Consider the following 23,545-nt stretch of genomic DNA (forward strand, 5'->3'; position numbering starts at 1 on the left):
ACTAGCAATTCAGTATAGTTCGGGTGTTGCGTAAGCAGCATCCGAATGTGTCACAATCGATGTCACATCACAGCCCGACCTTACATGCCATCCAGCGAACACCAACGCCCCGATCCTGACACCTTGCTCGCGCAAATGCAGGCGCAGGACAGGCGCGCCTCGCGCGGCAAGCTGCGGATTTATTTTGGTGCGTCGGCCGGGGTAGGCAAGACCTACGCAATGTTGAACGCCGCCCGCAGCATGCAGGCGGAAAAGCGCGATGTCGTGGTCGGCTTGGTGGAAACCCACGGGCGCAAGGAAACCGCCGCCTTGCTGGATGGACTGGAAATCCTGCCGCGCAAAGAGATTCCGTATCGCGACAAAACCATAGCCGAATTCGATATCGACGCAGCGCTGGCACGCAAACCAGCATTAATCCTGGTCGATGAACTGGCCCATTCCAATGCGCCGGGTTCGCGCCATCCCAAACGCTGGCAGGATGTAGAAGAGCTGCTCGGCGCAGGCATAGACGTGTTCACAGCGGTCAATGTCCAGCATCTGGAAAGCCTGAATGACGTCATAGGCGGGATAACTGGCATACGGGTGGCGGAAACCTTGCCGGATACCGTATTTGACCAGGCAGATGAAATTGTATTGGTAGATATTCCGGCTGATGACTTGCTGACGCGACTCAAGGAAGGCAAGGTCTATCAGCCGCAGCAAGCCGAGCGCGCATCGCGTAACTTCTTCCGCAAAGGAAATCTGATTGCCTTGCGCGAACTGGCCTTGCGTCGCACGGCAGACAGGATAGAAGACGATGTACAGGCTTACCGCGTTGAGAAATCCATCAATGCAGTATGGAAAACCGATTCCGATTTGCTCGCCTGCATAGGGCCGCGTACCGGTGCCGAACATGTAATCCGCAGTACCGCACAGCTGGCCGGCCAGTTAAATGCGCAGTGGCATGCAGTCTATGTAGAGACACCAGAACTACAGCGACTGGCACCGACGGAACGCGAACGTATCCTGAAGACGCTGAAGCTGGCGCAGGATCTGGGCGCGACCACGGCGGTTTTGCCAGGCAGCGATATCGCGCATGAGATAGTCAGCTATGCGCGCAGTCACAACTTCTCGCGCATCATCCTTGGTCGCAATCACAGCCGCTGGCCGTGGCGCAAACCGCATGCGCAACGCATCGCCAACTATGCACCCGATATAGATCTGATAGAAACCGGTGAACGGCAGGAACGTGCCAGCGTTGCCGACAAAACTAATGCCAAAGTTACCGCGCAGGATGATGAGGCAGCAGCAAGTGGAAAATCGCCGTACCTGCCTTATGTGTGGACGGTGGCGATCTGTATCCTGACTGCGCTGGTGACGACGCCTATGATGCCGCATCTGGATCTGGCGAACATCGTCATGTTGTTCCTGCTGGCGGAAGTCTTGATTGCTGTACGCTTCGGGCGCGGACCTGCGGTACTCGCTGCCTTCCTCAGCGTGGCGGTATTTGATTTCTTCTTCGTTTCACCGCGTTTCTCCTTCGCTGTCAGCGATGTGCAGTATCTGGTCACATTCTCCGTCCTGCTGGTGGTCGGCCTGATCGTCGGACAACTGACTTCAGGCTTGCGCTTTCAGGCCAGGATAGCGGCGCAGCGCGAAGGGCGGGCGCGGGCTTTGTATGAATTCGCCCGCGAGTTATCGAGCGCCTTGCAGGCCGAGCAGGTCTTTGAAACCACGCAAAACTTTATCCAGCGCACCTTCCGTGCGCGCGCCATACTGCTGCTGCCGAATGACGAGGCACGGCTGCAAACAACGCAAGACCATGAAATAGACCTTGGTATCGCGCAATGGGCATTTGATCACGCCACACCGGCAGGCATGGGCACCGATACCTTGCCGGCCAGTGCCTACTTTTACTTGCCGCTGGTAGCACCCATGCGCACGCGTGGTGTGCTGGCGATCAAACCGGACAACCGCCGCTGGATGCTGGTACCCGAGCAGCGCAGGCAGTTGGATACCTTTGCCGCGTTGGCGGCGATCGCACTGGAGCGGGTGCATTACATCGAAGTCGCGCAAGATGCCTTGTTGCGCATGGAGTCCGAACGCTTGCGCAACTCCTTGCTGGCAGCGATATCGCACGACTTGCGTACTCCTTTGACAGCACTGGTCGGCCTGTCCGAATCGCTGACCAGGTCCAAGCCTGAACTGGCCGACGCACAGCAGGAACTGGCGCATGCCTTGCATGAAGAAGCCTTGCGTATGGGGAATCTGGTCACCAATCTGCTGGACATGGCGCGCATCCAAAGCGGCGAGGTGAAACTGAATCTACAGTGGCAGCAGTTTGAAGAAGTGGTCGGCAGTTCACTGCGTGCCGTGCAGTCCTTGCTGGGCAAGCATCAGGTAGTGACCAGACTGGCGGCTGATCTGCCTTTGGTGAATTTTGATGCTGTGCTGATAGAACGCGTGCTGTGCAATTTGCTGGAAAACGCCAGCAAATATACGCCACCCGGTTCGCAGATTACGATAGCCGCTGAAACCAAAGGGCAGTACTTGAGTGTCGCTGTCTATGACAATGGCCCTGGCTTGCCCCCCGGACAGGAAGAAGTTATTTTTGAAAAATTCACGCGCGGTGAACGCGAATCTGCAACGCCCGGAGTCGGTCTCGGTCTGGCGATTTGTCGTGCCATCATAGAAGCGCATCAGGGTACTATCCGAGGCGGGCATGCACCGCAAGGTGGTGCTGCCATTACCTTTACACTGCCTTTGGGCACACCTCCAGCCATGCCGGACATGGATGAAGGTGAAATCACCAATCAGACACCATGAGCGAATCAGTCCCGATAGCATTGCTGGTAGAAGACGAACCGCAAATCCGTCGCTTCGTACGCGCAGCGATGGAGGAAGAGGGCTGGCATGTGTATGAAGCAGAAACCATGAAGCGGGGTCTCATCGATGCAGGCACCCGCAAGCCCAATCTCATCATCCTCGACCTTGGCTTGCCGGATGGCGACGGCATGGACTTCATCGCGGACATACGTGCATGGTCACCGGTACCCATCATCGTGTTGTCGGCACGTGTCATCGAAAGCGACAAAATCAAGGCGCTGGATGCGGGTGCTGATGATTACCTGATTAAACCTTTCGGCGTTGGTGAATTGTTGGCGCGGGTACGCTCGACGATACGGCGACATAGACGGGTAGATGGCGATGCACAGGGTAGCTTCACCTTTGGTGACGTCAAAGTTGATCTGAATGCGCGACTGGTGACCAAGGCAAGCCAGATGGTACATCTGACGCCGACTGAATATCGCTTGCTGAGTGTGCTGGTGGCAAATGCCGGGCGTGTTGTGACGAATCCGCAGTTACTGCGGGAAGTGTGGGGGCCTTCGCACTCGGAGAGCGGGCATTACTTGCGGATATACATGGGGCATTTAAGGCAGAAGCTGGAGGATGATCCGGCGCAGCCCAGATATTTGCTGACTGAGACCGCAGTTGGGTATCGTTTGCTGCAGCCTTTATGAGTCGTGGTAGTCACTCCGACATATAGGCTTATTGCTTTTGATGCATTGGCATCAACTCCCGCTCCACTCCTGCAGAAAAGTCCCCCGAAACTCGTACAACCATTCCAGTCGCTGCTGTCCCAGCCGTTTCCCAGCCTCAGTCTGCATACTCGCAGGCAGCGTAGCCAGTTTCACCTGTATATGATCTAACGCATAGCGCTTATCATCCAGCTCCCGTTGCGTACCCAAAGCATCATCCGGATGCGCCAGCTCGCTCCCCATGCGTCCAGCGATGTAAAACAAACGCGCCAATCCAACCGCACCCAGTGCGTCCAGCCTGTCCGCATCCTGCACGATGCGTGCTTCTATCGTGGTCGGTGTAATCGCAGCAGAGAAGCTATGCGCTTCTATCGCATGCGCCAGTGCCGGAAGTTTGTCAGCAGGAAAGTTCATCGCGGTCAATTCACGACACGCGAGTTCAGCCGCCTGGCGCGATGCCAGATGACGTTGCGGATCGTTCTTCGGCAGGTTCACCAGGTCATGCAGATAGCATGCTGCCTGCACCACCAGCGCATCTGCCTCCGGATGATCTTTTAGTAACGTTTCTGCGGTGTGCCAGACGCGATGCAGATGATTGATGTCGTGCGCACCATCATCACCAGCAGCATCGGTGGCCAATTGGATGAAGCGTGTTTGCCAGTTGGCAGATGGATGATTCATATGGAAATACAGGCAGTGATTCGACAGCCATCATGATAACAGCCGTCCCGTGTACCCAGGCCGATAGTCGATTGGCCTGGGCATCGGCGGATGCTTATCTGCCTTCGTGGCGTTCTTCCTGTCTGGGAGATGAACGTGGGCGCTCTTGTACATGTTGTTGCGGCCGCTCCTGTTGCTGCACATGCTGTGGCGGACGTGGTTCTTGTGGATGTGCCAGTTGCGGTTGTGGCGTCGGGCGGAACTGTGGTGCTTGCGGATGCTGCGGCTGTTGCTGCATTTGTGGATGCATTTGTGGCTGAGCCTGCATTTGTGGTGCAGCCGGTTGATTATAGGAACGTGTTTCAGGACGTGATTGCTGCCTGAATTCTTCATGTCGCTGGTTGATCCCGCTGTGCTGCACGTCACCGGAACGCAAGCTGCTTGGTGCACGGTTATCTATGCGATCCGGAGCACGCTCGGGAATGTTCTGTGGCCTACCTGTACTGGATAAGGTGTGGCGCGACGACGCATCCTCCATGCCGGTGGAAGTCACTCGTTCACCTCTTTGCGAACGAGGACGATTGTCCTGCTTGCGCTCAGTTGGTCGTGCTTGCACATCCCTTGCAGGGGCAGATGGAGCAGCGCGGTCTCCATGGAATTGTGGTGCAGGTGCGGCTGGGCGTGCACCAGGATGCTGGTCAGCCGGGGAGAAGTGCGGCATGGTCATGACACCATTGTTTGGTGATGGACGATGTTGGTTCTGATTGCCAGCGACGTTCGGATTGCCGAAATTCGGGCGATTGTCATTACCGTTGTTATGCACGTTGCCACCCAGTGGTGGTTGGTTAACGCCACCGAAATGATTGGTCGTGATGCGCGTATCGTAGTTGCGGTTAATCGTGATGCTGGAGCGGGGCGCATAGACCGTGTTGTTATAGGTCACTGCAGGACGTGCCCAGCCGTGGTTGGGGCCGTAGTCAGGTCCATAACCTGGGCCGTGGCCACCCCAGTTCATACCCCACGAATGCCAGCCCCAGCCTTGATGGCTGAGAGCAGAGCCAACGATGACTCCGACCCCGAAGGAGATGATGCTGCCAGCGATGAGGTTGCCGCCATAGCCCGGATGATAGACGTAGTTGGGATAAACCGGTATGGGCGCGCCATAGACCAGTGCAGGGTTGTAATCCGGCACATACACGACATCAGCTTGTGCCGATTCGATGATGATGGTTTGCGGTGGTGGCGGTACTGAATAGTAACGGGCGTCATCAGCGTATTCAGGCGGTGGTGCCAGACGCGGGCTGGAAGTCACTTTCATCAGGCTATTATTTTTCAGATTGCCGGATTGCTGGGCGCTCTGGCGCATGGTTTGTACCGCATTCATCACGTCATTCGGTGCATTCGCGTAGGCCATACCGAGCGCAGTCGTCCACTGGATGTTGTTGGCCATCTGGCTCAATACAGCGGGGAAGGCGGTCAGCGATTTAACGCTGACATCCCACGGTTGCTGATTGGCGGCATCCTGCAGCGCCTGGCCTTTCAGCGCCGGGTTTTGTGTCAGCCATAGATTGGCTGCGGTAATCTGATCCGGATACTGTGCTCCCGCGAGGACTTGCGCGAGTAATTTGTCAGGGAACAGGGCGACCGGCGCCACCATTTGCGTAAGCTGTTCGGCAGTTGGCGGCGTGTACGCAGGTGCGGTCGGAGCTTGCGGTGTAGTCACTGTCGTGGCGACGGGATCGGCGGCCTTGTTGTCTTGCGCTTTATTGCAACCGGCCAGCGTAAGCAGGCTGATGATCAGCGAAGACGAGACGACGGTAGTAAAAGTAGGTTTGCCAGCTTTCATGTTGTGCACCTGTCAGCTATTTTGGGGCGCATTTGCGTATTCGGCGTGTGCGTACTCAGTCTTGATAGATCAAAAACGGCTGTCGACAAGCGGCAGTTGACCCGGTCTTGTTACCGACTGTAACAGCTGACGACACTTGCAGAGCGAGGAAGCGCGCCGACCACGGCAATGAGTAGCAAGTCAGTATTACCAAACTAATACTAAGACTCCATTTACCGGTCGGCAGTTCCTGCTGCCGGTGCGGCTTGCCGCTGTGCATGGGCGGCAAGCCAGCTTATCAAAAGGTTTTGCTGATGGAGAGCAGGACAGCATTCTTGCCCATGAATTTGCCGTTGACTGGCGAGGCGTAAGCCGATCTGTCGGCATCGGTGCCGACTACGGCGAACGCCCCTGTGAATATGCCGAAATCCTTGGTGACGCCCAGCTTCCAGTCGGTATAGCTGAGTCTGTCGTTACTGATGCCCGCGTTATCACCTGCAACTTTTTGGTGACCGGCATGCAGGTTGAGGATGTAACCATTGCTGATGTCGATGTTGGCACCTATGTCCAGGTAGCCACTGTTTTTGCTATCGACGAAACCAAACAGGTTGGTTAGCGCATGCGAGTACTTGATGTATGCAGGACCGTAGGAAAGCTGGCCATAGACTTCAGTGGTATTGGCGTTCGGACGCAAACCATTCGACGGATAGACATAGGTCAGCACGCCGAGGTCGTAAGCAATGTCCTTGCTCAGTTCACCACGCTTGCCTCCATAGATATCGACTTCTAAATCACCGCTACCGCCGCCATCCTTGACCCATTTGATGGTGGATAACCAGGTGCCTGCGTAAAAGCCGCTGGGATTGTGCACGTAATCAGCGCCGCCTTGCAATGCAGCTTGCAAACGCGTCTGTGAAATGCCGCGATACCGATAGTCGGAAACGACTGCGGCGTTGAAGCTGACTTCGTTATCCGGTTTGCGGTCTTCTGCGTGTGCCATGTTGCCGCCGACGCTTGCTGTGATGGCGGCGGCCAGGATTAATTTTTTCATGCTGCCTTTCAGTTTGATGGTGAATACAGTGAATTGATGTGCGTGCATATTGCAGCCGTCAACCTGACCGTCAGCTTAGTCATCAACATGTAAAAAATTTCTAAAAAGATGGGAGCGGAAACGTAAATGCCGTATAAAAATCAATGCGCTCAAGCACGATGAGTAAACAGTTGTGATTTATTATTTAACAATTAAATCATTACTTGAGTAGAATAGACCCACCAGACTGAGATAGTAGCCGTACGGACTATCTACCCGTACAGCTATGTGTTTGCACGATAGATCGCTATTTTTCGACAACATCATTACTAAAGGGAGCAAATATGAAGCGATTACTGGTTGCCGGTATGTTGATGACTGCGGCTGTATCTTCCGTTTATGCGCAGTCCAATCTGAGATTCCTGCAAGACACACCTATCAGCAAGTTCAAAAAGGCTGATACCGACCTGATGTTCAAAACCCTGTATCAGGCACTCGATACAGCGGAAGACGGCAAGACCGTCACCTGGGAAAATCCTAAAGCATCGAATAGCGGCAGCATCACGCCTGCCAAAGATCCGCAAGGACGTGCCGATTGTCGTCTGGCGAAAGTCGAGAATCGTCACCTGACCCTGCATAGCACTCACGACGTTGTCTTTTGTAAAGTGGGTGGCAAGTGGAAGTGGGATAAAGCAGGTAAGCAGTAAGCACTCGAAGCAACTGTCTGATTCGTTCAACTTCAGGGGAACTCTATGATGAAACGTTTAATCGGCATCACATTGCTGGCAGCCAGCAGCGTAGGCCATGTGGCTATCGCGCAGGACAAGGCAGCAGCACCTGCTACAGGTGAAGTCAGGGTGGTGAAAAAGCCGGGCAGCCTGGGCGTTGGTGAAACCCTTACTACGCGCGGCACGATTACCTCTGTCGATCAGGCTGCGCGCCTGATGACGGTGCAGCGTGCGAATGGCGAAACAGTCGTGGTGCAGGTCGGCAAAGGCGTGAAAAACTTCGACCAGATCAAGGCTGGTGATCAGGTTGTGTATCGCGTCGGTGAAGCCGTGCTGCTGGAGCTGAAGAAAAAAGGTGACGGCATACGTGAGCGTACCGAAACCGAAGGTGCGGGCGTATCAAAACCGGGTGAAAAACCAGGTGTGGTCGTCGCACGTCAGGTGCAGGTTGTCGCTGATGTGACAGCTGTCGATAAAAAGAAAGGCAAGATCACTTTGCGGGGCGTCAACGAAACCCGCACACTGAAGGTGAAAGATCCTAAGGTACTGTCCAAAGTGAAAGTCGGCGACCAGGTTGAAATCACCTATCTCGAAGGTGAAGCCTTGTCGGTCGAAGCAGCAAAATAATTTGATTGTTGTCATCCGTCCCGATCATGCGAGCGGGACGGAGTTTCAATGGCATCCGCCACCATGTGTACCCAGGTTTTTCGGTTCACTATCTTCCGCATTTGCCAATCCCTGCAAGATTCCGCATTCCTCTACCGTCTGTATCGTAATACAGCGGCTGCGCAATTGTTTTAACTCCGTTTGCAGGACTTTCAATTCCTTGATGCGATGGGAAACGTGTTCTATATGCTTATCCAGCAAAGTGTTGACGCCTGCGCAGTTTTCTTCCGGCGTATCGCGGAAGCTGAGCAGGGTGCGGATTTCATCCAGCGTCATGTCCAGTGAACGGCAATGACGGATGAATTGCAGGCGTTTGACGTGCGCATCGCCATACAAGCGGTAGTTGCTGGCTGAGCGCAAGGCTTGCGGCAACAGGTTCTGTTGTTCGTAATACCGTATGGTTTCTACCGAAGAACCGGTTTGCAGCGCCAATTCGCCGATTTTCATCGCTTGCTGTGTCATTTGCATACCTTCCGACAGAAATATTCCTGCATCGTCACGCTTATTCAAATAAGTGCTTGACCCTATAGTCACTACAGGGTTTCTAATGCATACAATAGTGACGCATCTAGCGCTTTGCAAGGAGAATTTATGCACTGTTGTGACCATGACCATAAGCACGGCGGCAATACACATGAGCACGCTCATGCGCCAACTGCGGTACACCCAGCAATCGTCGCCAGCGGCGCAGCGCAGGCCGTGCTGCTGATCCAGAAAATGGATTGCCCGACCGAAGAAAAGCTGATCCGTGATCGCTTTAGCAAGATGGCGGGCATCGTTGCGATGGAATTCAACCTGATGCAACGTGAACTCACCGTGCATCACAATCTGCCTTCGGTAGCAGAAATCGTTGCCGCCCTGAAAAAACTCGATCTCGATCCGGTCGTTAAATCCGATACACAAAACCTGACGCGCGAGGGCCTGGCTGACCAAACCGAATTGTCCGGCGACTATCGTATATCGCCATTGAAGTGGACCTTGATGGCGATCTCTGGTGTAACGGCAATCGGTTCTGAAGTGGTCGCCTGGACGTCGGGCAATGAAACCTCGTGGCTGGTGATTGCACTGGCGCTGACAGCGATTTTGACTGGTGGCCTGGATACGCTGAGAAAAGGCTGGATCGCCTTGCGTCATTTTTCGCTGAACATGAACTTCCTGATGTCGCTGGCCGTAATAGGTGCAGTGCTGATAGGGCAGTGGCCGGAAGCTGCAGTCGTCATCTTCCTGTTCGCGGCGGCAGAGATGATAGAGGCCTTGTCGCTAGATCGTGCGCGCAATGCGATCCAGGGGCTGATGGCGATGGCGCCGGAAATGGCGACCGTGCGCAATGAAAGCAACGAATGGCTAGCCATCAGTGCCGCGCAGGTACAGCTGGATGCATTGGTGCGCGTCAAACCGGGTGAGCGCGTGCCGCTGGACGGCATCATCGTGGATGGCCTAAGTACAGTGAATCAGGCGCCGATTACAGGTGAAAGCATGCCGGTGGCCAAGCAAAGTGGTGACACCGTATTTGCCGGAACCATCAATGAACTTGGCACCTTTGATTATCGTGTGACCGCGCTGCAATCGAACTCGACCCTGGCGCGCATCATTAAGAGCGTGCAACAAGTGCAGGGCGAGCGTGCACCTACGCAACGTTTCGTCGATCAGTTTGCGCGTTACTACATCCCCATCGTAGTGCTGCTGGCAATACTGGTGGCGTTGCTGCCGCCATTGCTGCTGGCGCAGCCATTCCAGCCGTGGTTGTATAAAGCATTGGTGCTGCTGGTGATCGCCTGTCCATGTGCATTGGTGATCTCGACTCCGGTCACGGTAGTGAGCGGGCTGGCGGCTGCGGCACGTCACGGCATCCTGATCAAGGGCGGCGTTTATCTGGAGCTTGGTCGCAAGCTGAAAGCGGTGGCGCTGGATAAGACCGGTACCATCACAGTCGGCAAGCCGCTCGTCACCGATACCCAGCAGATCAAGGAAGGTGATTTGCATGCGATGCTGCGCCTGGCAGCCAGTCTGGCACAACGTTCGGATCATCCAGTGTCTTCAGCGGTCGTGGCGCACTGGCAGGAACAGCAAAGCAGCATATCCTTGTTTGAAGTCAGCGACTTTGAAGCGCTGACCGGACGTGGCGTGCGCGGCATGATAAATGGTGATGCCTATTACCTCGGCAACCATCGTTTGATCCATGAACTCGGCATTTGTGGTCCCGAACTGGAGGCAGCGCTGGATGCATTTGAACAAACCGGTAAAACGGCGGTGGTGTTGGGCTCCAGTGCTTCACCTTTATTGATATTGGCAGCGGCCGACACCATACGGGATAGCAGCCAGGCGGCAGTAGCCAAGTTACAGCAGATGGGTGTGCAAGTCGTGATGCTGACCGGCGACAATCCACATACTGCGGAAGCGATAGGCAGCAAGGTCGGTATCAGTGATGTGCGGGGCAATCAGTTGCCTGACGATAAGCTGGCGGCGATTAATGAATTGCGTGATCGCTATGCTTATGTCGGCATGGTCGGTGACGGTATCAATGACGCGCCAGCCCTGGCCAAAGCGGATATAGGCTTTGCGATGGGAGCTGCCGGTACTGATACTGCACTGGAAACCGCCGACGTCGCGCTGATGGATGACAACCTGGGCAAACTGGCCGATTTCATTGCCCTCAGCAAAAAGACACATAGCGTACTGATGCAAAACATCACGCTGGCGCTGGGCATCAAAGCCGTATTCCTGGCATTGGCACTGGGTGGCGAAGCGACCTTGTGGATGGCTGTGTTTGCCGATATGGGTGCCAGCCTGTTGGTTGTTTTCAACGGTTTGCGCCTGCTGCGTGCGGTTTAAGCGGCGCTGTATATTTCTGAAATAAAACGATGTTATGATTCAGACCGTGAAAAAACTGCTGATCATTCTGATGCTGTTAGCTCTGCCGCTCCAGTTCACCTGGGCCGCGGCAGCTGCCTATTGCCAGCATGAGAATGCCACAGCAGGTGCGCACTTCGGTCATCACAAGCATCAGGAAGATACCGAACTGCCAGGCGACAACCCGCAGTCGCTGAAAGTCCACAAAGATTTCCATCATCCGGATAGTCAGGGCTTGTTCCTGTCGCAATTGCCGCCGGCCATGTCACCGGTAGCTACCGTTCATACCGAGTTGCATCCTCCGCTTTATTCCTCGCATATACCGGACGGGCCCCGTAGGCCTGATCGGCATCCCGTCGCCTGACTCGACGGGACTATCCTTAGTTTTTACATACACTGACGTCCCGTCGAATTCTTTTCCCATCCACAGGAGAATTCGATGTACAGGTATTTATTGCCGCTGGGCATAGCTGCGTTTGTATCGCTGCCCGCATTTGCACAAAGCACTATTTACGAACCGGTTGCGAGCGGCATTACCGCAAACCGTATCGTGGAGCCACCTGAAGGCATTACCCTGGAAGCCGCGCTGCGCATGGCGCTGGACGGCAATGCAGATTTATCAGCCGCACGCAATGAAGCGGCTGCTATCGATGCGACCATCAAACAAGCCGGGCTGATCCCCAATCCCGAGGTCTCGGTGCAGCTGGAAGGCGCGCAGCGTGACACCCGTACCACCACCTGGCAGGTGAACCAGCCGATAGAGCTCGGTGGCAAGCGTGCGGCACGTATCAATGCGGCCAGCCGGGCCTATGACACCGCGTATGCCGATCTGAATAGCAAGCGGGCGGAAATACGCGCCGTCGTCATTACCGCTTTCTTCAATGTCCTGAATGCACAAGAGCGACTGCGTCTGGCTGAGGCATCGCTGCAGCTGGCGCAACGCGGCACTTTGGTCGCATCGCGTCGGGTCACCGCCGGGAAAGTGTCGCCAGTCGAAGAAACCAAGGCGCGCGTAGCGGAAGCCAACGTGCGGCTGGAGCTGAGCCAGGCCAAAAGCGAACTGGTAATTGCACGCAAACGCCTGGCGGCAACCTGGGGTAATCCTGTGCCACGTTTCCAGCAGGCACAAGGCAATGTGGAAACCCTGCCTGCCTTGCCACAGTGGCCGGAATTGAATGCGCGCCTGAATCAGTCGCCATTGCTGACACGCGCACGGCACGAGCTGGAGCGCCTGCAAGCGGTAGCCGAAGTCGAGAAGAGCCGCCGCATACCCGATGTCACCGTCAGCATGGGGGTGAAAAAGAATGGTGACGCGGGCAACCAGGCAGTGGTCGGCTTATCGATCCCTTTCCCTATGTTTGACCGCAACCAGGGCAACATCCTGGAAGCCTTGCGTCGTGTCGACAAGGCGCGAGATGAGTTGAACGCCACCGAAATTCGCCTCGATGGTGAATTGGCGCAAGCCTATGAACGCCTGAATACCACGCGTACCGAAGCCGATACCTTGCAGCGCGACATCCTGCCAGGAGCGCAGAGCGCCTACGATGCCGCGACGACTGGTTTTGAATTCGGTAAATTCAATTTCCTTGATGTGCTGGATGCACAACGCACATTGTTACAAGCCAGGTCGCAATACCTGCGCACCTTATCAGAAGCCCACAGCGCTGCCGCCGAGATCGATCGCATCATCGGTGAGCCCCTGAACGCTAACAAGCCATAAGACGACATCATGAAAATCAATCTGAACAAAAAACAAAGCACAGCTATCGCCATCATCGTCGCCATCGGTATCTTATTGGCTGGCCTGATACTGTGGCCGGGTAAAAACAGCGCTGGCGGTGACGGACACGGTCATGCAGACAGTCATGGCGATACCGAACATCATGCCGAGGGCAAGGCCGAAAAGAAAGACCATGCTGATGCAGACAAGCACGCTGATGGCGAGCACCATGAGGAAAAGCTGAAAGCCGAGACAAAAGGGCATGACGAAGAGAATAAAATCGTCCTGACTGATGCGCAAATCAAGGCGGCCGGGATCAGCCTGCAGGTAGCCGATGGCGCGCACATCAAGACTGCGCTGGTCCTGCCAGGTGAAATCCAGTTCAATGAAGACCGCACCGCGCACGTCGTGCCGCGTCTCGCCGGTGTCGTGCAAAGCGTGCCAGCCAACCTTGGCCAGCAAGTCAAGAAAGGGCAGGTATTGGCCGTCATCGCCAGCACCGGTTTGTCGGAACAACGCAGTGAACTGTTTGCCGCACAAAAGCGCCTGGGCCTGGCCAAGCTGACTTTTGAGCGTGAAAAGAAATTGTGGCAAGAGAAAATCTCGGCCGAACAGGATTACCTGCAAGCGCAACAAGTACTGCATGAAACTGAAATCGCTGTACAAAACGCACGTCAGAAACTGGCCGCGCTCGGTGCCGATGCCGGGTCAGCAGGCGCATCCAATCGTTATGAAATACGCGCCCCCTTCGACGGCATAGTTGTAGAAAAGCACATCTCGCTGGGTGAGGCGGTGAAGGAAGATACCAACGTGTTTACCTTGTCTGACCTGAGCACTGTATGGGCCGATATCGCTGTGCCGGCCAAGGACCTGAACGTCGTACGTGTCGGTGAAAAAGTCACGGTAAAAGCCAGTGCATTTGAATCCAGCGCCACCGGCACCATTGCCTATGTCGGCTCCTTGCTCGGTGTACAGACGCGTACTGCCAATGCACGTGTAACCCTGCCTAATCCGCAAGGCACCTGGCGTCCGGGTCTGTTTGTGAATGTGGAAATCGTATCGAATGAAGTACAGGTGCCGATAGCAGTTGCGGCGGACGCGATACAAACCATCAACGACAAATCGGTGATCTTCGTCAAGGTTGCGGATGGCTTTGTCGCCCAGGACGTCACGACCGGCCGCAGCGACGGCAAGCGCATAGAAATAGTCAAAGGCCTGAAAGCCGGTAGCGAATACGCTGCCAGCGGCAGCTTCGTCATCAAATCGGAACTGGGTAAAGCCAGCGCCGAGCACTCGCATTGATGCGAAGGAGCCTTCATCATGTTTGAACGTTTAATACGCTTTGCCATCGAGCAGCGCTGGCTGATCATGCTGGCTGTGGTAGGTATGGCTGCGCTCGGCATCTACAACTATCAAAAGCTGCCTATCGATGCGGTACCTGACATTACCAACGTACAGGTACAGATCAATACCGAGGCATCCGGCTATTCACCGCTGGAAACCGAGCAAAGGGTGACCTATCCGCTGGAAACAGTGATGGCCGGTTTGCCGCACCTGAAGCAGACACGCTCGCTGTCGCGCTACGGCCTGTCGCAAATCACGGTCATTTTTGAAGACGGTACTGATATCTACTTCGCACGCCAGATGATCAGTGAACGGCTACAGGAAGCACGCGAGTATCTGCCGACAGGTGTAACACCACGCATGGGTCCTATCTCGACCGGTCTCGGCGAAATTTACCTGTGGACGGTAGAGGCCAAGGAAGGCGCAAAGAAAGCGGATGGTTCGCCTTATACACCTATGGACTTGCGTGAGATCCAGGACTGGATCATCAAACCGCAACTGCGCAACGTCCCGGGTGTTACTGAAATCAACTCCATCGGTGGTTACGCCAAGGAGTACCAGGTTGCACCAGTGGCTGAACGTCTGGCCTCATATGGCCTGAACCTGCAAGACATCATCACCGCGCTAGAACGCAATAACGGCAACGTCGGCGCAGGCTATATCGAAAAGCGTGGCGAGCAATTGCTGATACGTACGCCAGGTCAGGTGCAGTCGATAGCCGACATCGGCAATATCATCCTCGGCAATGTGCAGGGCGTACCTATCCGCATCCGTGATGTCGGCGAAGTGGAGATAGGGCGCGAACTGCGTACTGGCGCGGCCACCGAGAATGGCAGGGAAGTGGTGCTGGGCACGGTCTTCATGCTGATCGGGCAGAACAGTCGTACCGTCTCCCAAGCGGTGGACAAGAAGATGGTGGAGATCAATCGCACGCTGCCGGAAGGCGTGCACGCAGTGACGGTCTACGACCGCACCGTACTGGTTGATAAAGCCATCAATACCGTGAAGAAGAACCTGCTGGAAGGCGCGATCCTGGTGATCGTGGTGCTTTTCCTCTTCCTTGGCAACTTCCGCGCTGCATTGATTACGGCGATGGTGATTCCGTTGTCGATGCTGTTTACCTTCAGCGGCATGGTGACCTACAAGGTCAGCGCCAACCTGATGAGCCTGGGTGCGCTGGACTTCGGCATCATCGTTGATGGTGCGGTCGTGATTGTCGAGAACTGTGTGCGACGGCTGGCACATGCGCAGGCCGCAGCAGGGCGCTCATTGAATCGCAGCGAACGCTTCCTTGAAGTCTTTGCGGCAGCTAAGGAAGCGCGCCGTCCGCTGATTTTCGGTCAACTGATCATCATGGTGGTGTATCTGCCTATCTTTGCACTCAGTGGCGTCGAAGGTCGCATGTTCCATCCGATGGCGTTTACGGTCGTCATTGCACTGATCGGCGCGATGATACTGTCCATCACCTTTATTCCTGCAGCGGTGGCGCTCTTCATCGGTGACAAAGTGGCGGAAAAGGAAAACGCACTGATGCATGCAGCCAAACGCTGGTATGCACCGGCACTCGACTACGTGATGGGTAACAAACCTGTGGTACTGACCTTTGCCTTTGTGCTGGTCTTGCTGTCGGGGCTGCTGGTCACGCGTATGGGTAGCGAGTTTGTGCCTAACCTGAATGAAGGTGATATTGCGATCCAGTCGCTACGCATACCTGGCACCAGCCTGACGCAGTCGATAGAAATGCAGAAACAACTGGAAACCGCATTGACCAAAGCACATCCGGAAATCCAGCGCGTGGTGTCCCGCATAGGTACGGCTGAGATCGCATCTGATCCTATGCCGCCTAACATTTCCGATGGCCTGGTCATGATCAAGCCTGAAAGCGAATGGCCGGAACCGAAGAAGTCGCGCGCTGAATTGCTGGCGGCGATACAAAAAACTGCGGCCCAGCTTCCAGGCAATAACTATGAATTCTCGCAACCGATTCAATTGCGTTTCAATGAATTGATCTCTGGCGTGCGTAGTGACGTCGCGGTCAAGTTGTTTGGCGATGATATGGATGTGCTGAACGATACGGCGGCCAAGATTGCGACCGTCATGGGCAAGATACCGGGAGCGGCAGAAGTGAAGGTCGAGCAAACCACCGGCTTGCCCATGCTGACAGTGAACATCGATCGTGAAAAGACGGCACGCTACGGTTTGAACGTGGCTGACGTACAGGACACGATAGCGACTGCGATAGGGGGCCGGGAAGCGGGAACCTTGTTCCAGGGGGATCGTCGTTTCGACATTCTGGTGCGTTTGCCTGAAAACGTGCGTAACGACCTCGATGCGATACGCCGCCTGCCTTTGCCGCTGCCACGTGAGCAGGCTGGCGCAACGCGTACCAGTTTTATTCCGCTGTCTGAAGTCGCGACCCTGGACCTGGCGCCAGGCCCGAACCAGGTCAGCCGCGAAAACGGCAAGCGTCGCATCGTCGTCAGTGCCAACGTGCGTGGACGGGATATCGGCTCTTTTGTTTCGGAAGCCGAAGATCAGATCGCACAGCAAGTCAAAATCCCGTCCGGTTACTGGACCAGCTGGGGTGGTCAGTTCGAGCAACTGCAATCAGCGACCGAACGCCTGCAACTGGTAATCCCGGTAGCGCTGGCTTTGGTCTTCACACTGCTGTTCGTCATGTTCGGCAATATGAAGGATGGCTTGCTGGTCTTTAGCGGCATACCGTTTGCGCTGACTGGCGGCATCATCGCGCTCTGGCTAAGGGATATACCGATATCGATATCCGCCGCAGTTGGCTTCATTGCGCTGTCCGGGGTGGCGGTACTGAATGGCCTGGTGATGATTACCTTTATCCGCAGCCTGCGCGAAGACGGGCATAAGCTGGCGGCGGCTGTGCGTGAAGGTGCGTTGACACGCTTGCGGCCAGTCCTGATGACAGCGCTGGTCGCTTCGCTCGGTTTTGTCCCTATGGCTATCGCGACCGGAACGGGTGCAGAAGTCCAGCGTCCGCTGGCGACCGTGGTGATAGGCGGCATTTTGTCGTCCACTGTACTGACGCTGCTGGTCTTGCCTTTGTTGTATCGGATGGCTTACCGCAAGGAAGAGGAGGCTGAAAGCACGGTAAATAGCTGAGCACGCACATGAAAATGGCCGGGTGGTGCATAATCTAGGGCTGGATCCAAGTCGTTTTACGCGACAGGTCACACCGTGGATGCATGCAGGTAAGTTGAGTACCCCGCAGCATCCGGTCATCGTATGAAAGGCAGTTCAGGCAGTGAAACCGAGCAGAAACGATCCTTGCCCTTGTGGCAGCGGCAATAAATACAAGAAATGCTGCGGCAAGGTTATACAAATAGCACCAGTACGCCCCGTACCATACAGCAGCGCCCGTCGCGAATGCGGGGATTGCACCGCCTGCTGTGACGGCTGGCTGAAGTCGACCATCTATGGTCACGAAATGCGTCCTGGTGTGCGTTGCCACTTTGTGAAAGATGGCGGTTGCACCATTTATGAAACCCGCCCTGATTCGCCTTGCCGTCAGTTCATCTGTGGCTGGGTCGACGAAGGCAGTCCATTCCCGGATGAGTTCAAGCCGACCAAACTCGGTGTCATCATCGTGCAGACCACCTGGCGCGGACAACCGGCGTATCGCCTGGCCTACGGCGGACGCGATCTGGAAAAGAGTGAGCTGGAATGGATGATGAAGTTCAGCCAGCAGACCAATCGTCCTTTCTTCTACGAACAGCACGGCCAGACCTTGGGTTACGGTCCGGCGGCCTTTCTGGAAGACATGCAAATGCGGATACAGCGCGGTATCCCCTTATTTGAGTCGCACGCTGCGGCGCGTTAATTCCTTGTCTTTTTGTTGATATAAGGCTGGATCAGTTTGATTACTGATTCAGCCTTTGTTTTTTTGTGTCGTCGTTTTCAGTCTAAGCCACGTTGTTATGAATAAATACGGTTAACGGCTGTTGCTGTCATCGTGCCGTCATCCTGCTTGCTTAGCATTGCGCTGTTTTTTAGATGTGTCGTGCCGACTTGTGCCGACGCCTGAGTGCAGCGAAATGCAAATGAGTGAACATGATTAGCGCGATACAACGTAATTTTTATAGGTTGGGACCGGCGTTTGCATATGTCCGCACAAGCCTGATCAAGGAACGCAGCAGGGCACTGATGTGTATGCTGGGCATCCTCTTGCCATTGATCTTGTTTGTCGCCTTGGCAGACACGATCAGCAATAGCAGCTGGATCGCTCTGGAACGAACCATGCTGTGGTCACTGCGGGTGGAGACTGAATCCATGCTGAGCCAGTTTGCAGTGTGGTTCTCAATGCTGGTCACGGTGATCAGTGTCTGCATACTGTGCTATTTACTATATCGCCAGCAATGGCGCACGGCACTGTTCTGGTTATGCTCTGTTTCCGGTGCCGCGATGATGGGCAACATCATGAAGGGTACGATACAGCGCGCCCGTCCTGAGCTGTGGTTGGATGCGCCGGACACATCGTTTGGATTTCCGAGTGGACATGCGACGCATTCGATGGCCATCGTCATCACCTTGCTGGTATTGCTGCGCTTGAGCAGCTGGCACAAGGTGGTCTTGCTGAGCGGATTTCTGTTTGCCGCGCTGGTAGGGCTGAGTCGCATGTATCTCGGTTATCACTATCCGAGCGATATTATTGCAGGCTGGATGGTCGCTTTATGCTGGGTAATGACATTGCGTATTTTATTCAATCAAAACTACCTGACCTTGCAGGCCGGGCAGGATACGGCGCTTCATTTTTTGCACAAAAAATTTTTGCTGTAATTGAATTTCGCCGTGCGCTGGCGTACAGTCTGATTGTCGTACCGCACTTACTATCGTTCTCAACAGGCCATTCATCACAGAAGGAGTTGATATGAGCAACGCGTGTAAAGAAAGCAGATCGCTATTAGCTATCCACCTGATTGAAGAACAACTGAAGGTTTTACCTGTATCAATCGCAATGATCCTGCAACCAGCGAAAGCCGGTGCTGCAGACGCAGGTGGTGCACCAGTACTCATGCTGCACCGGAAGAAGAAACAGGCAAAAACAGGTTCCGCCGGTAATATCGTGGTGGACAATGCGCAAGCGACAACCGTCCTGGATTTCCAGGCTTCCAATAAAACCCTGCATGAAAGCCCTTTGCAAAAAGCGACTTATCTGCGTGTGGTGATCAGCAACGCTTTACTATCAATAGGCATGTTTCTGAAGGAGCATGATCTCGGCTCAATGCGCACGCCGGAGATTCAATTCCTCGACCATGTCATGGATGCGATCCTGAATGCCAATACCTTCAAAATTCCACAAGGTTACATTCCGATGGCGACCTTTGATGGATTGGTCATAGACAGCAGCCTGAACGGCAAGCCTTTGTTTGGTGATGGTGAGCAGGAAGGCTTCATGGAGTTTGGTGATGCAGTGGCTCTGCTGCAATGGCTGGCGCATTACCTGCATAAAGAGAGGCATTTTGTCAGTGGTGGCGATGCCGGATAATCCCACTGGCTGGCTGTTTGCACTCGAAACCACTCCATTTTGGAGTGGTTTTTTGCTTAATGGCGGCAAAAGCCGATATCGGCTGAAATTTTGCCGTGTAAAAATATATGGATATAAATAGCATATTGGAAAAAGCCCGTTTGGCTTTGTAGTGGCAACTTTTGACTGTTATATTTATTGCAGCCAACCCATACCGGGTCGAATTTGATGCACTCAATATTCGGGACAGCCATGAATACGCCGCTTACTTTTGCCAGTCTTGCGTTTGCACTCATCGCCTTGACGGCCTGCGATAAGAAATCCCCGTCCGCGCCACCTAGTCCCACCGTCACTACACCCGCTGCCGAGCAACCGGCTGCTATTACTCCGCAATCCGGCAATGAAGCCACGACCAAATCCGGTTCCGGGCCACATGAGGCTGGTACCGCGATAGGTGGCGTCGCGGGCAATCAGGAAAAAGACGGTGCCAAGTCCGGCGGAGCGCCTGCGCCCACCGGTGGTGACGGCTCAACTCCGAAATAATTACAGATTAAGCACGACACCAATTAACAGCATCGACGAGTTTCACCATTTGTTTGTTCCGATAGCAATTTTGCAGGAGGCTACCCGATGGACATGAACCGAAGGCAGTTTTTTAAAGTAACCGGTGCGGGGCTGATGGCATCCAGCCTGGCCGCACTGGGCTTTTCGCCGACGTTGGCGTTGGCAGAGGCGCGTAACTTTAAATTGGCCCGTGCCACTGAGACGCGTAATACATGCCCGTATTGCTCGGTCGGTTGCGGCCTGATTATGTATAGCCTGGGCGACAAGGCGAAGAACGTCACGTCCGACATCATCCACATCGAAGGCGACCCTGATCATCCGGTCAATCGCGGCACCTTGTGTCCGAAGGGCGCAGGCTTGCTTGATTTCGTACACAGCACGAATCGCCTGAAGTATCCGGAGATCCGTGAACCCGGCAGCAATGAGTGGAAGCGGGTGTCCTGGGATACGGCGATGGCACGCATTGCCAAGCTGATGAAGGAAGATCGCGACGCCAACTTCGTTGCCAATAATGCCGATGGTAAGCTGGTTAATCGCTGGACCAGCACCGGTATGCTGGCAGCATCCGCATCCTCGAACGAAACGGGTTACATCACACACAAGGTGATGCGATCCATGGGGATGCTAGTCTTCGATAACCAGGCGAGGGTTTGACATGGTCCTACGGTAGCCAGTCTGGCTCCGACGTTTGGACGAGGTGCGATGACCAACCACTGGGTGGACATCAAAAACGCCGATCTTGTTTTAATCATGGGTGGCAATGCCGCCGAAGCCCATCCTTGCGGCTTCAAATGGGTAATCGAAGCCAAGCACCACAATAAGGCCAAGCTGGTCGTCGTCGATCCGCGCTTCACGCGTTCGGCTGCGATGAGCGACTACTACGCGCCTATCCGCGCCGGTAGCGATATCGCCTTCCTCGGCGGTGTGCTCAACTATCTGCTCAGCAACAATAAAATCCAGCAGGAGTACGTCAAGAACTACACCAATGCTTCGTTTATCGTTGGTGAAGATTACGGCTTCAGTGATGGTTTATTCACTGGCTACGATGAAGCCAAACGACGCTACAACAACAAGAGCTGGGGCTATGAGCTGGACGACAAGGGCTTTGCCAAAGTCGATCCTACGTTCGAGCATCCACGCTGCGTGTTGCAGATCATGAAGCGGCATTACTCGCGCTACACACCTGAGATGGTCAGCCGTATCACCGGCACACGTAAGGATAAATTCCTCAAGGTGTGCGAAATGATCTCGACTACGGCCGTGCCTAACAAGGCGATGACGGTAATGTACGCACTCGGCTGGACCCAGCATAGCCAGGGTTCGGAAATGATACGTACCGCAGCCATCATGCAACTGCTGCTCGGTAACATCGGTATCGCCGGTGGCGGCATGAATGCCTTGCGCGGACACAGCAACATCCAGGGTCTGACTGACCTCGGCTTGCTGTCCAACTCTTTGCCGGGCTATCTGTCGCTGGCAACCGAAGCCGAGCAGGATCTCGAGACGTATTACAAACCACGTGCGCTCAAGCCTTTACGGCCGAATCAAATGAGCTACTGGCAGAACTATCCGAAGTTCTTTGTCAGCCTGCAAAAAGCGTGGTGGGGCAATGCCGCAACAGCTGAAAACTCGTGGGCCTTCCACTATCTGCCTAAACTCGACAAGGTGTACGACGTCTTGCAAGCCTTCGAGTTGATGAACCAAGGCAAGATGAATGGCTACATTTGCCAGGGCTTCAATCCGGTTGGCTCGTTCCCGGACAAGAAGAAAATCGTTGATGGTTTATCCAAGCTGAAATACCTGGTCATCATCGATCCGCTGGCAACCGAGACGGCAGAGTTTTGGAAAAACCACGGTGAGCATAACGACGTCAAAACCCAGGACATACAAACTGCGGTGTTCCGTCTGCCATCAACCTGTTTTGCTGAGGAAGATGGTTCGCTTACCAATTCAGGCCGCTGGCTGCAATGGCACTGGAAGGGCGCAGAACCTCCCGCTGAAGCACGTGGTGATGCAGAGATCATTGCCGATCTGTTCCATCGGATGAAAACCGCCTATCAAAAAGATGGCGGCGCATTCCCTGACCCTATCGTCAACCTGACCTGGCCGTACAAGATTCCGCACAGCCCGTCCGCACAAGAGCTGGCGATGGAATACAACGGTAAGGCCCTGACTGATCTGGCCGATCCGAAAGATGCCACCAAGTTCCTGGCGAAAGCTGGAGAACAGGTATCGGGTTTCGGTTTGCTGCGCGACGATGGCAGCACCGCTTGCGGTTGCTGGATCTATGCTGGTTCATGGACGCAGGCAGGCAACCAGATGGCACGGCGCGACAATGCCGATCCATGGGGCATAGGACAAACGCTGAACTGGGCCTGGGCCTGGCCAGCTAATCGTCGCATCCTGTACAACGCCGCTTCCAGCGCACCGGACGGCAAGCCATGGGATCCGAAACGCAAGCTGGTGCAGTGGAGCGGAACCAGCTGGGGCGGATCGGATGTGCCTGACATACGGCCGGATGCGAATCCGGGCGAGGCAGATCGCGTGCAGCCATTCATCATGACGGCGGAAGGTGTGTCACGCCTGTTCGCTCCTAGCGGTATGGCAGAAGGTCCGTTGCCTGAGCATTACGAACCGTTCGAATCGCCACTGGATAACAATCCTATGCACCCGAACAATCCTAAGGCCAGGGCCAATCCGGCAGCTCGTGTTTTCAAGGGAGATATGGCGAACTTCGGTACGGCAAAAGACTTCCCGTATGTGGCAACCAGCTACCGCCTGACCGAGCATTTCCATTACTGGACCAAAAACGTGCTGACTTCGGCCATCATCCAGCCGCAGCAGTTTGTTGAAATCAGCGAGCAATTGGCGAAAGCGAAAGGTATCGCCAATGGGGATCAAGTGAAGGTGTCGTCAAAACGTGGCTATATCAAGTGTGTCGCACTGGTCAGCAAGCGCATCCCGCAACTGGACTGCGATGGCAAGAAGGTGGACACGGTGGGCTTGCCGAATCACTGGGGCTTTGTCGGCGTGGCGCGTCCCGGTTATCTGGTCAATACGCTGACCCCATTCGTGGGGGATGCGAATACCCAGACGCCGGAGTACAAGTCGTTCCTGGTCAACATCGAGAAGGCTTAAGGAGTCAC

18 protein-coding genes are annotated in these 23,545 nt (G+C 54.8%); 14 read left to right on the forward strand and 4 right to left on the reverse strand.

Annotated features, from left to right (window positions below; translation table 11 throughout):
* Positions 1 to 84: 84 nt before the first annotated feature.
* Positions 85 to 2,805, forward strand: a complete 2,721-nt coding sequence (gene kdpD / locus H7U06_RS09640; RefSeq protein WP_175625904.1) for a two-component system sensor histidine kinase KdpD — start codon at positions 85 to 87, stop codon at positions 2,803 to 2,805.
* Complete coding sequence (gene kdpE, locus H7U06_RS09645; protein ID WP_175625905.1) at positions 2,802 to 3,500, forward strand: two-component system response regulator KdpE; 699 nt, start codon at positions 2,802 to 2,804, stop codon at positions 3,498 to 3,500. Before kdpD ends, kdpE begins: the two co-directional genes overlap by 4 nt.
* Positions 3,501 to 3,551: 51 nt before the next feature.
* Here kdpE and H7U06_RS09650 read toward each other — a convergent pair whose 3' ends face one another.
* The 3 genes from H7U06_RS09650 to H7U06_RS09660 form a co-directional block, all read right to left on the reverse strand.
* Complete coding sequence (locus H7U06_RS09650; RefSeq protein WP_175625906.1) at positions 3,552 to 4,199, reverse strand: HD domain-containing protein; 648 nt, start codon at positions 4,197 to 4,199, stop codon at positions 3,552 to 3,554.
* A gap of 94 nt (positions 4,200 to 4,293) precedes the next feature.
* Positions 4,294 to 6,024 carry a DUF3300 domain-containing protein gene (locus H7U06_RS09655; RefSeq protein ID WP_254873200.1) on the reverse strand — a complete coding sequence of 577 codons (1,731 nt, stop codon included), beginning with the start codon at positions 6,022 to 6,024 and terminating at the stop codon, positions 4,294 to 4,296.
* A gap of 277 nt (positions 6,025 to 6,301) precedes the next feature.
* On the reverse strand, positions 6,302 to 7,054 hold the full coding sequence (locus tag H7U06_RS09660; protein WP_175626107.1) for a TorF family putative porin: 753 nt from the start codon (positions 7,052 to 7,054) through the stop codon (positions 6,302 to 6,304).
* 323 nt (positions 7,055 to 7,377) lie between these two features.
* Between H7U06_RS09660 and H7U06_RS09665 the strand changes: the two genes are divergently transcribed.
* On the forward strand, positions 7,378 to 7,740 hold the full coding sequence (locus H7U06_RS09665; protein WP_175625907.1) for a hypothetical protein: 363 nt from the start codon (positions 7,378 to 7,380) through the stop codon (positions 7,738 to 7,740).
* A 45-nt stretch (positions 7,741 to 7,785) separates the two neighbouring features.
* Complete coding sequence (locus H7U06_RS09670; protein ID WP_175625908.1) at positions 7,786 to 8,388, forward strand: hypothetical protein; 603 nt, start codon at positions 7,786 to 7,788, stop codon at positions 8,386 to 8,388.
* Positions 8,389 to 8,433: 45 nt separating this feature from the next.
* Here H7U06_RS09670 and cadR read toward each other — a convergent pair whose 3' ends face one another.
* Positions 8,434 to 8,889, reverse strand: a complete 456-nt coding sequence (gene cadR / locus H7U06_RS09675; RefSeq protein WP_175626108.1) for a Cd(II)/Pb(II)-responsive transcriptional regulator — start codon at positions 8,887 to 8,889, stop codon at positions 8,434 to 8,436.
* A 129-nt stretch (positions 8,890 to 9,018) separates the two neighbouring features.
* Here cadR and H7U06_RS09680 point away from each other — a divergent pair, with 129 nt between their 5' ends.
* The 10 genes from H7U06_RS09680 (at position 9,019) to fdnG (ending at position 23,537) form a co-directional block, all read left to right on the forward strand.
* Complete coding sequence (locus tag H7U06_RS09680) at positions 9,019 to 11,259, forward strand: heavy metal translocating P-type ATPase (protein ID WP_175625909.1); 2,241 nt, start codon at positions 9,019 to 9,021, stop codon at positions 11,257 to 11,259.
* Positions 11,260 to 11,305: 46 nt separating this feature from the next.
* Positions 11,306 to 11,641 carry a cobalt-zinc-cadmium resistance protein gene (locus H7U06_RS09685; RefSeq protein WP_254873201.1) on the forward strand — a complete coding sequence of 112 codons (336 nt, stop codon included), beginning with the start codon at positions 11,306 to 11,308 and terminating at the stop codon, positions 11,639 to 11,641.
* 75 nt (positions 11,642 to 11,716) lie between these two features.
* Positions 11,717 to 12,997, forward strand: a complete 1,281-nt coding sequence (locus H7U06_RS09690) for a TolC family protein (protein ID WP_175625911.1) — start codon at positions 11,717 to 11,719, stop codon at positions 12,995 to 12,997.
* Positions 12,998 to 13,006: 9 nt separating this feature from the next.
* Positions 13,007 to 14,299, forward strand: a complete 1,293-nt coding sequence (locus H7U06_RS09695; protein ID WP_303049236.1) for an efflux RND transporter periplasmic adaptor subunit — start codon at positions 13,007 to 13,009, stop codon at positions 14,297 to 14,299.
* A gap of 18 nt (positions 14,300 to 14,317) precedes the next feature.
* Entirely contained in the window at positions 14,318 to 17,473 is a 3,156-nt protein-coding gene (locus tag H7U06_RS09700; protein WP_175625912.1) for a CusA/CzcA family heavy metal efflux RND transporter, read from the forward strand.
* Positions 17,474 to 17,615: 142 nt separating this feature from the next.
* Positions 17,616 to 18,191 (forward strand): SEC-C metal-binding domain-containing protein, encoded by a 576-nt coding sequence (locus H7U06_RS16270; RefSeq protein ID WP_217703453.1) that lies wholly within the window; start codon positions 17,616 to 17,618, stop codon positions 18,189 to 18,191.
* Positions 18,192 to 18,520: 329 nt separating this feature from the next.
* On the forward strand, positions 18,521 to 19,147 hold the full coding sequence (locus tag H7U06_RS09710; protein WP_175625913.1) for a phosphatase PAP2 family protein: 627 nt from the start codon (positions 18,521 to 18,523) through the stop codon (positions 19,145 to 19,147).
* A 91-nt stretch (positions 19,148 to 19,238) separates the two neighbouring features.
* Positions 19,239 to 19,856 carry a hypothetical protein gene (locus H7U06_RS09715; protein ID WP_175625914.1) on the forward strand — a complete coding sequence of 206 codons (618 nt, stop codon included), beginning with the start codon at positions 19,239 to 19,241 and terminating at the stop codon, positions 19,854 to 19,856.
* 231 nt (positions 19,857 to 20,087) lie between these two features.
* Positions 20,088 to 20,378 carry a hypothetical protein gene (locus H7U06_RS09720; RefSeq protein ID WP_175625915.1) on the forward strand — a complete coding sequence of 97 codons (291 nt, stop codon included), beginning with the start codon at positions 20,088 to 20,090 and terminating at the stop codon, positions 20,376 to 20,378.
* 87 nt (positions 20,379 to 20,465) lie between these two features.
* On the forward strand, positions 20,466 to 23,537 hold the full coding sequence (gene fdnG, locus H7U06_RS09725) for a formate dehydrogenase-N subunit alpha (protein ID WP_175625916.1): 3,072 nt from the start codon (positions 20,466 to 20,468) through the stop codon (positions 23,535 to 23,537).
* The last annotated feature ends 8 nt before the right edge of the window (positions 23,538 to 23,545 follow it).

The sequence above is a fragment of the Herminiimonas sp. Marseille-P9896 genome, assembly GCF_903993245.1.
GTDB classification, from domain to species: Bacteria; Pseudomonadota; Gammaproteobacteria; order Burkholderiales; family Burkholderiaceae_D; genus Oxalicibacterium; species Oxalicibacterium contaminans.